The following is a 13,773-nucleotide window of genomic DNA, read 5'->3' on the forward strand; positions in this document are numbered from 1 at the left end:
CCCGGCACGGCCCGGCACTCCGGCCGCCGGGGCGAAAAGGACTTGAACCTGACGCAGCGGGAGGCGCCATCGTGGCGTGCGTCGAGCCCGAAGCCGAGTCCGGGGAGCCACGATGCACCGCCTGTCCGCCGTCCTGACCGTCGCCCTGCCGCTGGCGGGCGCACCGCTCGTCGTGAGCGCCTTCGTCCTGCTCGGCCACCCCGTGCACCGGGCCGTCCCGAGCACCACCCTGCTGGCCGCCGTGGCAGGGGCGCTGATCCACCACCTGGGCGCCGGTTTCCCGTAGACGTACGGTCGGTGAACTTCTGGCGGCGGGGCTGCCGGGCGTCTACATGGGCGTAGTAGCTTCGCGGGGGCCACCGGACCAAGGCCGGCCACCGACCCCCCGATCGAAGGTGCGCGATGTCCACCCTGACCTACCCGGAAGCGATAGGCGTCGGCCTGCTGCAGGGCGTCACGGAACTCTTCCCGGTCTCCAGCCTCGGCCACAGCATCCTGCTGCCCGCCCTGATCGGCGGGAAGATCCAGCACGACCTCGACATGACCGCCGAGGGCTCGTCCTACCTCGCCGCCCTGGTCGCCCTGCACCTGGCGACCGCGCTCGCGCTGGTCGTGTACTTCTGGCAGGACTGGGTCCGCGTCGTCAGCGGGCTGATCACCTCGATCCGCCACCGCCGGGTGGAGAGCCGCAACGAGAAGCTCGCCTGGCTGCTCATCCTCTCCACCATCCCGGTCGGCGTGGCCGGCCTCGTACTGGAGAAGGCGCTGCGCAACGCGCTCGGCAAGCCCCTGCCGGCCGCCGTCTTCCTCGCCCTCAACGGGCTGGTGCTGCTCGGCGCCGAGCGGCTCAAGCGCGGCGGCTCCGGCCGCCGCCGGGCCGGGCACGCTGCCCCCGTCGACGAGCCGGGCCTGGACCCGGCGGTCGCCTCCGACCACCGGCTCACCAAGCTGGGTTACGGGCAGGGCGCCTGGATCGGCGCCGCGCAGATCCTCGCGCTGTTCCCCGGCATCAGCCGCTCCGGCGTCACCATGAGCGCCGGCATCCTGCGCGGGCTGCACCACGAGGACGCCGCCCGGTTCTCCTTCCTGCTCGCCACCCCGGTCATCCTGGCCGCCTCGGTGCTGAAGGTCCCCGAGCTGTTCAAGCCGGAGAACTCCCCCGTGCTCGGCCCGGTCCTCGCGGGCAGCGTCGCCGCCTTCGCCGCCGGGTACGTCTCGGTGCGGTTCCTCACCAAGTACTTCGAGACCCGCAGCCTGACGCCGTTCGCGATCTACTGCTTCCTGGCCGGCCTCGGCAGCGCGGTCTACCTGTCGGTCTGAGCCGGGCCGTCCGCCCGGGCCGGGCCGTCGCTCCGAGCAGGCCCGCCCGGCCGGACCGACTCCAGCAGGATCCGGGCCAGTTCGGCCGGCCGGGAGAACATCGGCCAGTGCCCGGTGTCCAGCTCGGCCAGCCGCCAGTGGCCGTCCGCGACCAGCGCGGCGACCACCGGTGGCGGCTCCGGCCAGTCCAGCAGGCACTTCACGTACACCGCCGGGAGGGCGCTCAACGGCCCCTCCAGCACGGCCGGTTCGGTCAGCGAGGCGCCCGGGTGCGGGGTGGCCCGCTCGGCGATCCGGGCGATCTGCCCGGTCGTCAGCCCCTGTCCGGCGAAGTCGGCGGGCGGCAGCGGCGGCCACCAGCCCCCGTGCGCGGCGAGGTCGGCCCGCAGCCCGGCCGGCTCCGGTATCCCGTCGGCGAAGGACTCCCCCGTCACCGGCACGTCGGCGTCCACCAGGACCAGCCGGGCCAGCCGGTCGCCGATCCGCTCGGCGGCCTGGCCCACCGGGACGCCCGAGTAGCTGTGCCCGACCAGCACGACCTCCCGCAGGTCGTGCTCCTCCACCGCGGCCACGACGTCCGCCACGTGCTCCCGCTGCCCGGCCGGCACCGCCCGCTGCTCGGCGAGCCCGGACAGCGTCAGCGGGTACGCCCCGTGCCCGGCCGCGCGCAGCTCCGGCACCACGTCGTCCCACGCCCAGGAACCGAGCCACGCGCCCGCCACGAGTACGAAGTTCGCCATGCGCGGCACGGTAGCGCGAGAGGGTGACAACTCACCCCTCGAACACGTGGAGGAAGCATGACGGAACCACTGCTGCCGGCCGGGAAGGCCGCGGTCGTCACGGGCGGCTCGCGGGGCATCGGGCGGGCCGTCGTCCGGCGGCTGGCGCGCGACGGCGCACAGGTCGTCCTCGGCTACGCCCGCGACGAGGCGGCCGCCGCCGAGACGGTCCGCGCCGTGGAGGCCGAGGGCGGCCGCGCGTGGGCCGTACGGGCCGACCTCGCCGAGCCGGACGCCGCCGAGCGGCTGATGGCCGAGGCCGAGGACCGGCTCGGCGGGCTCGACGTCCTGGTGAACAACGCCGCCGCGTCCTTCGTCCCCGCCCCGCTCGCCGAACTCGACGACGAGGCCCTCGACGCCGTCCTGGCCGTCAACACCCGCGCCGCCTTCACCACCGTCCGCTACGCCGCCCGCCGGATGCGCGACGGCGGGCGGATCATCAACGTCTCCACCGCGAACACCGTCCGGCCCGTCCCCGGCATCGCCGCGTACGCCGCCAGCAAGGGCGCCGTCGAACAGCTCACCGCCGTCGCCGCCGTCGAACTCGGCCCGCGCGGGATCACCGTCAACACCGTGTCCCCCGGGGCCACCGACACCGACCTGCTGCGCGGCACCAACCCGCCCGAGGCCCTCACCCGGGTGGCCGGCCTGACCCCGCTGCGCCGCCTCGGCCGCCCCGAGGACATCGCCGACGTCATCGCCTTCCTGGCCGGCCCGGACGGCCGCTGGATCACCGGCCAGAACCTCCGCGCCACCGGCGGGCTGGCCTGAGAACCGGTCCCCGGGTCCGTCCGTCCGTCGAGCGGCCGGACGGGCCCGGGGAGCGGGTGCCCGGTCAGGCCGTGAGGCCCAGGGCGGCCAGGCGGGTCGGGTCGGTGAGGATGTCCATCGCGGTGATCCGGCCCCCGTGGATGGTGAACGACATGACCGACAGCGGACGACCGTCGGCGAACGACACCACCCCGGGCGAGCCGTTGACCAGGACCAGGCGGCCGTCCGCGGCGAACCGGGCGAAGGTGATCGCCTGGGCGGCGACGTCCGCGGCGCCGCGGCGCAGCACGCTCGGCACCAGCGTGCCGCCGTCGGAACGGGCCACCACGTCCGGGTCCAGCACGGCCAGCAGGGCATCGAAGTCGCCGCCGCGGGAGGCCGTCAGGAACGCCTCCACCACCTCGCGCTTGCGGGCGACGTCGGTGTCCGCGGCCGGCGTGGCGCCCTGCACCCGGCGGCGGGCGCGACTGGCCAACTGCCGGGTGGACGCGGACGTGCGGCCCAGCACCTCGGCGATCCCGTCGAAGGGCACCTCGAACATGTCGTGCAGCACGAACGCCACCCGCTCCGCCGGGGACAGCGTCTCCAGGACCACCATCAGGGCGATCCCCACCGAGTCGGCGACCAGGATCTCGTGCACCGGGTCCAGCGCCGCCAGCCCGCTGACCACCGGGTCCGGCAGCCGCACCTGCCCCTCCTGCTCGGGCAGCGGATCCTCCCGGCGGGAAGCCCGGGACCGCAACTGGTCCAGGCAGACCCGGCCGACCACCGTGGTGAGCCACGCCCCCAGGTTGCGCACCCCGCCCACGTCGCTGCGGCTCAGCTTCAGCCAGGCCTCCTGGACGGCGTCCTCGGCCTCGGCGACCGACCCGAGGATCCGGTAGGCCACCGCGCGCAGCTGCGGCCGCTCCGCCTCGAAACGCCCTGCCAGCTCGGCCAGTTCGGACTGTTCAGCCGGTTCGGACTGTTCGGCCGGTTCGGACGGCCGGGCCGGCTCGGCCGGGGAAATCTCTTCGCTCATGCTGTCACATCCTCGCGTCGGGATCCGTCGGTCCAGTGACGGACGCTAACCGACGAGGAGATCACCGTGACCACCGCACGCATGAAGAACCCCGCCCTGGTCCTGCCCGACGCGATGAAGGGCGTCCAGGCCGTCTACAAGGCCATGTACCAGGGCGGCGTCTCCCCGCAGCTCCTCGAACTGGTCCACCTGCGGGCCAGCCAGATCAACGGCTGCAGCGCCTGCGTGTTCGCGGGCGTCCAGGGAGCCAAGAAGCACGGCGAGACCGACGAGCGGCTGCACGCCGTCGCCGCCTGGCGCGAAGCACCGTTCTTCACCGACGAGGAGCGCGCCGCCCTCGAACTCACCGAGGCCGCCACCCGGATCGCCGACCGCTCCGGCAAGGCCGTCCCGGACGAGGTCTGGGACGCCGCCGCCGACCACTTCAACGAGGAGCAGCTCTCCGCGATCATCCTGATGATCGCGCTGACCAACTTCTTCAACCGCATCAACACCACCATCGAGGAGCCCGCCGGCACCTCCTGGTGACCCCGGCGGGCCGCCCCTGCGCGCGAGAATGGGCCGGTGACCAGCTCCTGGACCTCCTTCGGCGGCGACCTGCACCTCGACCTCACCGAGCGGCGCGCCGCCGGGACCGGGCTGCGGGCCGCCCTGGAGGACGCCCTGCGCGAGGCCGTCCAGGACGGGCGGCTCGCGCCCGGCACCCGGCTGCCCTCCTCCCGGGCCCTCGGCGAGGACCTCGGGATCGCCCGCAACACCGTCGTCGAGGCGTACGGCCAGCTCACCGCGGAGGGCTGGCTCGACTCCCGCCAGGGCTCCGGCACCACCGTCGCCCGGCGGGCCGTACCCGAGGCCCCCGCCCACGGCAGGCGGGCCGCGGCCCGCCGGGTTCCGCAGCGACGGACCGCCCGGCACGACCTGATGTCCGGACGGCCCGACCTCTCGCTCTTCCCCCGCACCGCCTGGCTCGCCGCCGCCCGCCGCGCCCTCGCCACCGCACCGCACGAGGCCCTCGACTACGGCAGCCCGCTCGGCCGGATCGAACTGCGGCAGGCCCTCACCCACTACCTGGCCCGGGTCCGCGGCGTCCGCACCGACCCCGACCACCTGCTCATCTGCACCGGCGTCACCCAGGGCCTCGGCCTGCTCTGCACCGCCCTGCGGGAACGCGGCACCCGCACGCTCGCGGTCGAGGAGTACGGGCTGCCGCCGCAGCACGACGTCGCCCGGGCCGCCGGACTCACCACCGCCCCGCTGCCGCTGGACGAGGAGGGCGCCCGGGTCGACCGGCTCGACGCACGCCCCGGCGCCGTCCTGCTCACCCCGGCCCACCAGTTCCCCACCGGCGCCCCGCTCTCCGCCGAACGACGGGCGGAAGCGGTGCGGTGGGCGCGCGAACAGGACGGGTACGTCGTCGAGGACGACTACGACGGCGAGTTCCGCTACGACCGGCAGCCGCTGGGCGCCATGCAGGCGCTCGACCCCGAACGCGTGGTGTACGCCGGAACGGCCGCCAAGAGCCTCGCGCCCGGCCTGCGGCTGGCCTGGCTGGCCCTGCCGGACGCCCTGGTCGAACCGGTCGCCCGGCTGAAGGTCCTGGCCGACACGATGTCCCCGGTGCTCGACCAGCTGACGCTGGCGGAGCTGATCACCTCCGGCACGTACGACCGGCACGTACGGCGCTGCCGCCTGCACTACCGGCGCCGCCGCGACCACCTGGTCGCCGCGCTCGCCGAACACGCCCCGCACGTCCGGGTCACCGGGATCGCGGCCGGCCTGCACGCCGTCCTCCAGCTCCCGCCCGGCTCCACCCCGGAACCCGAACTCCTCAGCCGCGCCCAGGCCGCCGGCATCTCCCTCAACGGCCTCGCCTGGCACCGCGCCACCCCGGACCCCACCGACGCACCGCCCTCCCTCGTCATCGGCTACGCCACGCCACCGGAGCACGCCTTCCCGGCGGCGGTGCAGGCCCTCTGCGAGCTGCTGCGCAGGGCGTGAGGAGGGGGCGGGGAAGAGGAAAGGGCGGGGCGCGGTGGAGGCCCTCTCCGAGCCGCCGCGCGGGGCGGGGCGGCGGGGTGCTCGCGAACTGTCGGGCGGCACCGGCAGGTCGGCCGGACGGCGTTCCGCCCGCCTCCCTCGGGGGTGGAGGCGGGCGGACGACGGAGGGGCGCCTACTTGTTGCGGCTGCCGAGTTCGAACAGGAGCATGATGAAGCCGGCGAAGACGTGGATGCCGGCGGTGTAGATCACCAGGCGCAGGTAGACCCGCTTGTTGGCCCACTTCCCGGCGTCCATGGTCTTCGGGCCGGTCGGGGTGTCGGCCGCGCCGACCAGGGGGGCTGGGGCGGTGGTGGCGGTGGTGGTGGGATCGGCCATGGTGATCTCCTCCGGATGGTTCTGACGGCAGGTCAGTGGGTCGCGGCGGGGCCGCCGCCGAGGCAGAGTTCGCCGCCGGGGCTCTGCAGCAGGGTGTGGATGAAGAGCAGTTCGACGCCGTTCTCGGACTCGGCGGCGATGCAGTGCGGGGTGAGCGAGTCGTAGTGGGCGGAGTCGCCCACGCGGAGGTGGTGGACGCGGTCGCCGAGGGTGAGTCGGAGTTCGCCGCGCAGGATGTACAGCCACTCCTCGCCGGGGTGGACCCGGACCACCGCATCCTGGACGCCCGGCGGGACCTGCACGCGCAGGGCCTGCATGGCGCGGCCGGGGGCGCCGGCCCGGCGGTAGCCCCAGCCGCCGGCCCGGCCGGGCTCTATGGCGCCGCCGCGGACCACCGGGTCCGGTTCGGCCATGGTCTCGCCGAGCAGGCCGGACACCGAGGTGCCGTAGGCGCGGGCGAGGCCGAGCAGGACGGGCAGCGAGGGCTGGCGGCGGCCGGTTTCCAGCCGGGACAGATACGCTGGGGAGAGTCCGATCCGCGCGGCGGCGACCTCCAGGGTGAGGCGGCTGCTGAGCCGGTGCTCGCGGAGGCGGGCGGCGAGGCCGACGACCTCCTGGTCGTCGAGCTGGTCGCCTGCGGCGGGGGCGCCGGTGGAGCTGGTGGTCATGTACCCAGTGGACACCCGGCGTGCCGGTCGGGCAAGAATCTTGCCTCAGAGGCAAAAGCCCCGGAGCAGGGGCTCACGACCGGGACCCGCGGGCCCTCCCCGCCTCACGGCCGCGGGATGTTCCGCAGGTTGCTCCGGGCCAGGTCGATCATGCGTCCGACCCCGCCCGAGAGCACCGTCCGCCCGGCCGCCAGCGCGAAGCCCTTCAGCTGGGCGGCGGTGATGTGCGGCGGGACGGACAGCGCGTTGGGGTCGGTGACGACGTCGACCAGGGCCGGTCCCGGTCGCTCCAGCGCCTCGGCCAGCACCTCCCGCACCCAGGCCGGCTCGGTCACCCGCTTGGCCGGGATCCCCATCGCCCGGGCGATCCCCGCGTAGTCCACGTCCCCGTTGTCGATCTCCGACTCGGGGTACCCGGAGACCAGCATCTCCAGCTTGATCATGCCGAGCGCGCCGTTGTTGAACACCACCGTCTTCACCGGCAGCCGGTGCTTGGCCACCGTGAGCAGTTCGCCGAGCAGCATGCCGAGGCCGCCGTCGCCGGCCATCGCGATCACCTGGCGTCCGGGGTTGGCGAGCTGGGCGCCGATGGCGTGCGGGAGGGCGTTGGCCATCGAGCCGTGGAGGAAGGAGCCGATCACCCGCCGGTGGCCGTTGGGCTGCAGGTAGCGGGCGGCCCAGACGTTGTTCATGCCGGTGTCGACGGTGAACACCGCGTCCTGCGCGGCGACGTCGTCGAGGACGGCGGCGACGTACTCGGGGTGGATCGGCAGGTGCTTCTCGATGTCCCGGGTGTAGGCGCCGACCACGTCCTCCAGCGACCGGGCGTGCTTGCGCAGCATGCCGTCCAGGAAGGCGCGGTCGCCCTTGGCCTCCAGCAGCGGCAGCACGGCCCGCAGGGTGGCGGCGACGTCGCCGTGGACGGCCAGGTCGAGCGCGGTGCGCCGGCCGAGGCGGGTCGCGTCGTGGTCGACCTGGACGGTGTGCGCCTGCGGCAGGAAGGAGTCGTACGGGAAGTCGGTGCCGAGCAGCAGCACCAGGTCGGCGGAGTGCAGCGCCTCGTGGCAGGCGCCGTAGCCGAGCAGGCCGCTCATGCCGACGTCGTACGGGTTGTCGTACTGGATCCACTCCTTGCCACGCAGGGAGTGGCCGATCGGCGCGTTCAGGGCCTGCGCCGCCTCCATCACCTCGGCGTGCGCACCGCGCACCCCGGCGCCGCAGAACAGCACCACCTTGCGCGCCTCGTTGAGCAGCCGGGCCAGCTCCTGCACCTGCGACCACGGCGGCGCCGCGACGGCCTGCTCGGTGAGGAAGTGGCTGGTGCCGGTGGGGCCGGCGGCGGGCAGCGCGGCGACGTCCCCGGGGAAGGCGAGCACCGAGACGCCGTGCGCGCCGAGCGCGTGCTGGACGGCGATCCGCAGCAGCCGGGGCAGCTGGGCGGGGGCGGAGAGCAGCTCGCACCAGCTGCTGCAGTCGGTGAACACCCGCTCGGGGTGGGTCTCCTGGAAGAAGCCGGTGCCGATCTGGCCGGACGGGATGTGCGAGGCGAGCGCGAGGACGGGCAGGCCGCTGCGCTGGGCGTCGTAGAGGCCCTGGATCAGGTGGGTGTTGCCGGGGCCGCAGGAGCCCGCGCACACGGCGAGCCGGCCGGTGAGTTCGGCCTCGGCGGCGGCCGCGAAGGCCCCGGCCTCCTCGTTGCGCACGTGCACCCAGCCGATGCCCTCGGCCCGGCGGATCGCGTCCACGACCGGGTTGAGGCTGTCCCCGACGACGCCGTAGACCCGCTCCACCCCGGCCTGCCGGAGCACCTCCACCATCTGTTCGGCCACGCTCGCCACGGGTGCACTCCTTCACTGGGGCGCCGGTTCTCACAGGCACCTGCACACTCCGACGGGCGGCGGGGCGGCGCAGCCGGGGTGGGCCGGACGGGTGAGCGCACGCGGGTGCGGACGCCGCGGGGTGCGGGTCCGCGCGGCCGGCGCCGACCCGCACCCCGGGCGCTACTCCGCCGCCAGGTGGTCGTGCTGGCCGAGCTTGCCCGCGGCGAGGCCCGCCTGGGGCTGGCGGCGGGCGGGTTCGCGGCCGGGCGGCTGGGCGAAGCGCTCCTGCGCGGGCGGGGCGGTGGTGGGCAGGGTGACCGGCTTCCCGGACTTGAGCTGGACCGCCTCCCCGTCGTGCCGCAGGTGGAGCACGTCGCCGCGGCGCAGGGTGTACGTCGTCTCCTCGTGGCTGATCCGGACGTCGAGCAGGTGTCCGCGCACCAGCAGCGAGAAGCTGAGCCGCATCAGCCCGGACGGCAGCCGGGGGCGGAAGGACAGCGTCTCGCTGTGGTCGCGCAGCCCGCCGAACCCGGCCACCAGGGCGATGCAGGCCCCGGCGAGCGAGGCCATGTGCAGGCCGTCGCCGGTGTTGCCGCCGAGGTCGTGCAGGTCCATCAGGGCGGCTTCGGCGGTGTAGTCGTACGCGAGGTCGAGCTGGCCGACCTCGGCGGCGATGACCGCCTGGGTGCAGGCGGAGAGCGAGGAGTCGCGGACGGTGAGGCGCTCGTAGTAGGCGAAGTTGCGGGCCTTCTGCTCGTCGGTGAAGGCGTCGCCGCGGACCTGCATGGCGAGCACCAGGTCGGCCTGCTTGACCACCTGCTTGCGGTACAGGTCGAAGTACGGGAAGTGCAGCAGCAGCGGGTACTTCTCGGGCGGGGTGTTCTCGAAGTCCCAGACCTGGTGGTGGGTGAAGCCGTCGGCCTGCGGGTGGACGCCGAGGTCCTCGTCGTACGGGATGTACATCGCCGCGGCGGCGTCCCGCCAGGCGGCGGTCTCCTCGGTGTCGACGCCGAGGGCGGCGGCTTCGCGCGGGTGGCGGACGGCGGCCTCGGCGGCGGCGCGCAGGTTCGTCTGCGCCATCAGGTTGGTGAAGACGTTGTTGTCCGCGACGGCGCTGTACTCGTCGGGGCCGGTGACGCCCTCGATCCGGAACTTCCCGGCGACGTCGTGGTGGCCGAGCGAGCGCCACATCCGGGCGGTCTCCACGAGGAGTTCGAGCCCGTACTCGCGCTCGAACTCCTCGTCCCCGGTGGCCCGGACGTAGCGGGCGACGGCGGCCGCGATGTCGGCGCCGATGTGGAAGGCCGCGGTGCCGGCCGGCCAGTACCCGGAGCACTCCTCGCCGCGGATCGTCCGCCACGGGAACACCGCGCCGGACAGGCCGAGTTGGGCCGCCCGTTCGCGGGCCAGCGGGAGGGTGGTGTGCCGCCAGCGCAGGGCCTGGTTGACGGCGGCGGGCAGGCAGTAGGTCAGCACGGGCAGGACGAAGGTCTCGGTGTCCCAGAAGCTGTGCCCGTCGTAGCCGGGGCCGGTCAACCCCTTGGCGGGGATGGCCCGTTCCTCGCTGCGGGCGCCGGCCTGCAGGACGTGGAAGATGGCGAACCGGACGGCCTGCTGGAGTTCGACGTCGCCCTCGATCTCGATGTCGCTGGTCTCCCAGAACTCGCGCAGGAACGCGTTCTGTTCGGCGACCAGGCCGTCCCAGCCGGTGTACCGGGCGGCGGTGAGCGCGGCCTCCACCTGGTCCCGGACGGCGGGCAGCGAGCGGGTGCCGGACCAGCCGTAGGACATGAACTTGGTCAGCCGCAGCCGCTGTCCGGGCTTGAGCACGGTGGTGACGCTGATCCGGCAGTGGTCGGCCTCGGCCTCGGCGACGGTGTCGGACTTCTCCGGGCCCTCGATGATGTGGTCCATGCCGGCCGCGACCCGGATGCCGCTGTAGCGGGTGCGGTGCACCAGGACGGCCTTGGTGCCCCCGGCGTGGTGCACCTCGGGCTGCAGCGGCGCCTCCAGGACGGCCGCGGCGCGCGGGTCGCCCTCGGGGCCGCCGGGCAGCTGCTCGTTGGCGACCAGCTCGGACTGCAGCACGATCCGCACCGGGCCGTCCACCGCCTCGACGGCGTACTCGACGGCCGCGATGGCGCGCTGGGTGAGCGAGACCAGCCGGGAGGAGTGCACCCGGATCGTCCGCCCGGCCGGGGACGTCCACTCGGCCTCGCGGTGCAGCAGGCCCTCGCGGAAGTCCAACCAGCGCTTGTGGCTGACGAGTTCGCCGTACCGCAGGTCGAAGGGCTCGTCGTCCACCAGCAGCCGGATGATCTTGCCGTTGGTCACGTTGATGACGCTCTGGCTGGACTCCGGGTAGCCGTAGCCGCCCTCGCCGTAGGGCAGCGGACGCAGCTCGAAGACGCCGTTGAGGTAGGTGCCGGGCAGGCCGTGCGGCTCGCCCTCGTCCAGGTTGGCGCGCAGGCCGATGTGCCCGTTGGAGAGCGCGAAGACGGACTCGGCGCGGGCCATCGAGGCCAGGTCCAGGCCCTGTTCGGTGATCTGCCAGGGATCGATCGCGAAGTTGTCGGAGGGACTCATGCCGCCGCCTCCCTGCGGCCACCCAGGGGCCCCGCCTCGCCGCGCCCGCCCGGGGCCGTCACCTCGCCGCGCCCGCTCATGCCTCGTCCCCCAGGAGCTCGGCGAGGTCGTCGACGACCACGGTGGCGCCGTCGTGGCGCAGTTCGGCGGCCTGTCCGGTGCGGTTCACGCCGACCACCGCGCCGAAGCCTCCGGCCCGGCCGGAGGCGACCCCGGCGAGCGCGTCCTCGAAGACGGCGGCGTGCACCGGCTCGACGCCGAGCGCGCGGGCGGCGTACAGGTAGGTGTCGGGGGCGGGCTTGCCGGGCAGGCCCTCGGCCTTGGCTACGTTGCCGTCCACGATCACGTCGAACAGGTCCTCGATGCCCGCCGCCCGCAGCACGTCGCGGCAGTTGGCGCTGGAGGAGACCACCGCGCTGGGCAGCCCGGCCGCGCGCAGCCGGTGCACGTAGGCGACCGAGCCGTCGTACGGCTGGACGCCCTGTTCGCGGATCATCCGCAGCACGGTGTCGTTCTTGGCCCGGCTGATCCCTTGGACGGTAAGGGAGTTGGGGGGGTCGTCGGGGGTGCCCTCGGGCAGGTCGACGTGCCGGCTGTGCAGGAACGCCCGGGTGCCGTCGAGGCGCGGGCGGCCGTCCACGTAGGTGTCGTAGTCGACGACGGCGTCGAAGGGGACGAACGGCCCGCCGGTACGGGCGGCTTCGGCGCGCAGGAAGGCGTCGAAGGTGTCCTTCCAGGCCGCGGCGTGCACCTTCGCGGTCTGGGTGAGCACTCCGTCGAGGTCGAAGAGGAAAGCGCGGATGTCGTCCGGTAGCCCCAGCATGGGTGCAGTCTTACCCGGGAACGGGGGGAAGCCGCCCATTTCCCGGCGGCGCGTCGCGGGAAGGGCGGCTTCCGGATGCCCGGGCGCGCCGCGGGCGGCTACGGGGAGTCGGGCAGTTGCGCCTGGGCCGCCTGGACGACGGCGAATACCGCGCCCTGCGGATCCCGGACGACGGCCATCCGCCCGGCCTGCATGTCGAACGGCGGCTGGATCACCGAGCCGCCCGCCTTGACCAGGGCGTCCACCGTGGAGTCGGTGTCGTCCACCGAGAAGTACGTCATCCAGTGCGAGGGGGTGCCCGGGGCGAGGTAGCCGGGGATCGCCTGCATGCCGCCCACCGTGCGGTCGGCGACGTTGAGCGAGAAGTAGCCGTCCATGCCCTGGATGGTGGCCGGGCGCAGCCCGAGCGCCGCGCGGTAGAAGCGGCCGGCCGTGGCGCCGTCGGCGGTGTTGAGCTCGTTCCAGACCAGCGCGCCCGGCTCGTTGACCACGCCCGCGCCGATGAAGTCCATGGCCTGCCAGACGCCGAACACCGCACCGGTCGGGTCGGCGGCGACCAGCATCCGGCCGATCGTGCCGACGTCCATCGGCTGGTAGAGGATCGTGCCGCCGGCCGCGGCGATGGCCCGGTTGCTCTCGTCGGCGTCGTCCGAGGCGAGGTAGGTGGTCCAGGCGACGGGCGGCGCGGGCTGGCCCTCGGGCACGACCTGCCCCATGATCCCGGCGACCGGCCGGCCGTTGAGCGCGCACACGGCGTAGCCGCCGAACTCGGCCGGGCCGACCTCGCCCTGCCAGCCGAAGAGGTCGCGGTAGAAGTCCAGCGCGGCCTGCTGGTCGGCGGCCATCAGGTCGACCCAGCAGGGGGTGCCGGGCGGGTACGGATCGGTGACGACGGGCATGGCTGGGCCTCCCGGAGGCGGTGGGTGACCGGCGGTGGTGACCGGCGGTGGCCGGTACGACGGGGGTACACCGCCACCATCGGCCCGCCGCCGCGATCCCGCCACCGGACCGCGGTGTCGCGGGGCGGCCTGGGCGCGGTGTCGCGGGGCGGCCCCGGCGGGTTCACGGGGCGTCGTGGCGCCGGGCGGTGACGAAGTACGGCTGCACCTTGCCGCTCTGCGCGTAGTCCTTCAGCCGGACCAGCAGTTCGGCCCAGGTGCCGGCCACCGCCGGGACGCCCTCCTCGCTGCCCGGCTGCCAGCCCCCGTGGCGGAACAGTAGCCGGGTGCGGTCGGGCGCTCCGGGCTGCTCGGCGAGGTCCCAGCTGATCCAGGTGCCGGCCCAGTGCGGCGGGAACGCCCCGGCGTTGGTCCACACCACCCGCTCCTGGTCGGCCCGCTCCACGCGGAGCCGGAACGGCTCGGGGACCTCGGGGAAGTCGAACAGCAGGACGTCCTCCTCCCGGTCCGCGGCGGTGGTCCACCAGGAGGTCAGCCCGTCGTGCGTGGTGAGCGCGGCGAGGACGACCTCACGGGGCGCGGCGATGTCGAACTGCAGGGCGATCTCGGGCATGGGCTCCGCCTTTCGAGACCTGGGTCGAGGCCCGTGGCGGGCCTACGGCCACCATGGCACGACCCCCGGGCCCACGCGCTCCGGGAGCGCTGGTCCGG

At 74.3% G+C, this 13,773-nt stretch carries 14 protein-coding genes; 5 read left to right on the forward strand and 9 right to left on the reverse strand.

Going from position 1 to position 13,773, the window contains the following annotated elements; all coding sequences use genetic code 11:
• Positions 1–112: 112 nt before the first annotated feature.
• Together ABT048_RS33765 and ABT048_RS33770 are read left to right on the forward strand one after the other, a co-directional pair.
• A complete protein-coding gene (locus ABT048_RS33765) occupies positions 113–286 on the forward strand; it encodes a hypothetical protein (protein WP_350525398.1) in 174 nt (57 codons plus the stop codon).
• A 116-nt stretch (positions 287–402) separates the two neighbouring features.
• Entirely contained in the window at positions 403–1,320 is a 918-nt protein-coding gene (locus tag ABT048_RS33770) for an undecaprenyl-diphosphate phosphatase (RefSeq protein WP_350525399.1), read from the forward strand.
• On the opposite strand, the gene ABT048_RS33775 is transcribed toward ABT048_RS33770, so the two are convergent.
• Entirely contained in the window at positions 1,305–2,060 is a 756-nt protein-coding gene (locus tag ABT048_RS33775; protein ID WP_350525400.1) for an alpha/beta fold hydrolase, read from the reverse strand. The genes ABT048_RS33770 and ABT048_RS33775 overlap by 16 nt on opposite strands.
• A gap of 57 nt (positions 2,061–2,117) precedes the next feature.
• On the opposite strand from ABT048_RS33775, the gene ABT048_RS33780 reads away from it, so the two are divergent.
• Complete coding sequence (locus tag ABT048_RS33780) at positions 2,118–2,870, forward strand: glucose 1-dehydrogenase (RefSeq protein ID WP_350525401.1); 753 nt, start codon at positions 2,118–2,120, stop codon at positions 2,868–2,870.
• Between the two features lie 64 nt (positions 2,871–2,934).
• Here ABT048_RS33780 and ABT048_RS33785 read toward each other — a convergent pair whose 3' ends face one another.
• A complete protein-coding gene (locus ABT048_RS33785; protein WP_350525402.1) occupies positions 2,935–3,891 on the reverse strand; it encodes a sigma-70 family RNA polymerase sigma factor in 957 nt (318 codons plus the stop codon).
• Between the two features lie 81 nt (positions 3,892–3,972).
• Here ABT048_RS33785 and ABT048_RS33790 point away from each other — a divergent pair, with 81 nt between their 5' ends.
• Together ABT048_RS33790 and pdxR are read left to right on the forward strand one after the other, a co-directional pair.
• Positions 3,973–4,419 (forward strand): carboxymuconolactone decarboxylase family protein, encoded by a 447-nt coding sequence (locus tag ABT048_RS33790; RefSeq protein ID WP_350525437.1) that lies wholly within the window; start codon positions 3,973–3,975, stop codon positions 4,417–4,419.
• Between the two features lie 36 nt (positions 4,420–4,455).
• Entirely contained in the window at positions 4,456–5,889 is a 1,434-nt protein-coding gene (gene pdxR, locus ABT048_RS33795; protein WP_350525403.1) for a MocR-like pyridoxine biosynthesis transcription factor PdxR, read from the forward strand.
• A 173-nt stretch (positions 5,890–6,062) separates the two neighbouring features.
• Here the strand turns inward: pdxR and ABT048_RS33800 are convergent, their stop codons facing one another.
• The 7 genes from ABT048_RS33800 to ABT048_RS33830 all read right to left on the reverse strand — a co-directional run bounded on the left by ABT048_RS33800 (position 6,063) and on the right by ABT048_RS33830 (position 13,675).
• The gene (locus tag ABT048_RS33800) at positions 6,063–6,266 is read right to left on the reverse strand and encodes a DUF6126 family protein (RefSeq protein ID WP_350525404.1); all 204 of its coding nucleotides are present in this window, start codon (positions 6,264–6,266) and stop codon (positions 6,063–6,065) included.
• A 32-nt stretch (positions 6,267–6,298) separates the two neighbouring features.
• The gene (locus tag ABT048_RS33805) at positions 6,299–6,934 is read right to left on the reverse strand and encodes a helix-turn-helix domain-containing protein (RefSeq protein ID WP_350525405.1); all 636 of its coding nucleotides are present in this window, start codon (positions 6,932–6,934) and stop codon (positions 6,299–6,301) included.
• A 104-nt stretch (positions 6,935–7,038) separates the two neighbouring features.
• Entirely contained in the window at positions 7,039–8,772 is a 1,734-nt protein-coding gene (locus ABT048_RS33810) for a pyruvate dehydrogenase (protein ID WP_350525406.1), read from the reverse strand.
• Positions 8,773–8,934: 162 nt separating this feature from the next.
• Positions 8,935–11,340 (reverse strand): glycoside hydrolase family 65 protein, encoded by a 2,406-nt coding sequence (locus ABT048_RS33815; protein ID WP_350525407.1) that lies wholly within the window; start codon positions 11,338–11,340, stop codon positions 8,935–8,937.
• A 76-nt stretch (positions 11,341–11,416) separates the two neighbouring features.
• Complete coding sequence (locus tag ABT048_RS33820; protein ID WP_350525408.1) at positions 11,417–12,163, reverse strand: HAD family hydrolase; 747 nt, start codon at positions 12,161–12,163, stop codon at positions 11,417–11,419.
• 98 nt (positions 12,164–12,261) lie between these two features.
• The gene (locus tag ABT048_RS33825) at positions 12,262–13,062 is read right to left on the reverse strand and encodes a VOC family protein (protein WP_350525409.1); all 801 of its coding nucleotides are present in this window, start codon (positions 13,060–13,062) and stop codon (positions 12,262–12,264) included.
• A gap of 163 nt (positions 13,063–13,225) precedes the next feature.
• Positions 13,226–13,675, reverse strand: coding sequence for an SRPBCC family protein (locus ABT048_RS33830; RefSeq protein ID WP_350525410.1), 450 nt, complete (start codon positions 13,673–13,675; stop codon positions 13,226–13,228).
• Positions 13,676–13,773: the final 98 nt, after the last annotated feature.

This window comes from Kitasatospora sp. NPDC096140 (assembly GCF_040303045.1).
Classification (GTDB): domain Bacteria; phylum Actinomycetota; class Actinomycetes; order Streptomycetales; family Streptomycetaceae; genus Kitasatospora.

What these genes read in the sequence shown, in the direction of transcription:
- ABT048_RS33765 (WP_350525398.1), top strand. Translation starts at nt 113, where the DNA reads ATGCACCGCCTGTCCGCCGTCCTGACCGTCGCCCTGCCGCTGGCGGGC.
- ABT048_RS33770 (WP_350525399.1), top strand. Translation starts at nt 403, where the DNA reads ATGTCCACCCTGACCTACCCGGAAGCGATAGGCGTCGGCCTGCTGCAG.
- ABT048_RS33775 (WP_350525400.1), bottom strand. Translation starts at nt 2,060, where the DNA reads ATGGCGAACTTCGTACTCGTGGCGGGCGCGTGGCTCGGTTCCTGGGCG.
- ABT048_RS33780 (WP_350525401.1), top strand. Translation starts at nt 2,118, where the DNA reads ATGACGGAACCACTGCTGCCGGCCGGGAAGGCCGCGGTCGTCACGGGC.
- ABT048_RS33785 (WP_350525402.1), bottom strand. Translation starts at nt 3,891, where the DNA reads ATGAGCGAAGAGATTTCCCCGGCCGAGCCGGCCCGGCCGTCCGAACCG.
- ABT048_RS33790 (WP_350525437.1), top strand. Translation starts at nt 3,973, where the DNA reads ATGAAGAACCCCGCCCTGGTCCTGCCCGACGCGATGAAGGGCGTCCAG.
- ABT048_RS33800 (WP_350525404.1), bottom strand. Translation starts at nt 6,266, where the DNA reads ATGGCCGATCCCACCACCACCGCCACCACCGCCCCAGCCCCCCTGGTC.
- ABT048_RS33805 (WP_350525405.1), bottom strand. Translation starts at nt 6,934, where the DNA reads ATGACCACCAGCTCCACCGGCGCCCCCGCCGCAGGCGACCAGCTCGAC.
- ABT048_RS33815 (WP_350525407.1), bottom strand. Translation starts at nt 11,340, where the DNA reads ATGAGTCCCTCCGACAACTTCGCGATCGATCCCTGGCAGATCACCGAA.
- ABT048_RS33820 (WP_350525408.1), bottom strand. Translation starts at nt 12,163, where the DNA reads ATGCTGGGGCTACCGGACGACATCCGCGCTTTCCTCTTCGACCTCGAC.
- ABT048_RS33825 (WP_350525409.1), bottom strand. Translation starts at nt 13,062, where the DNA reads ATGCCCGTCGTCACCGATCCGTACCCGCCCGGCACCCCCTGCTGGGTC.
- ABT048_RS33830 (WP_350525410.1), bottom strand. Translation starts at nt 13,675, where the DNA reads ATGCCCGAGATCGCCCTGCAGTTCGACATCGCCGCGCCCCGTGAGGTC.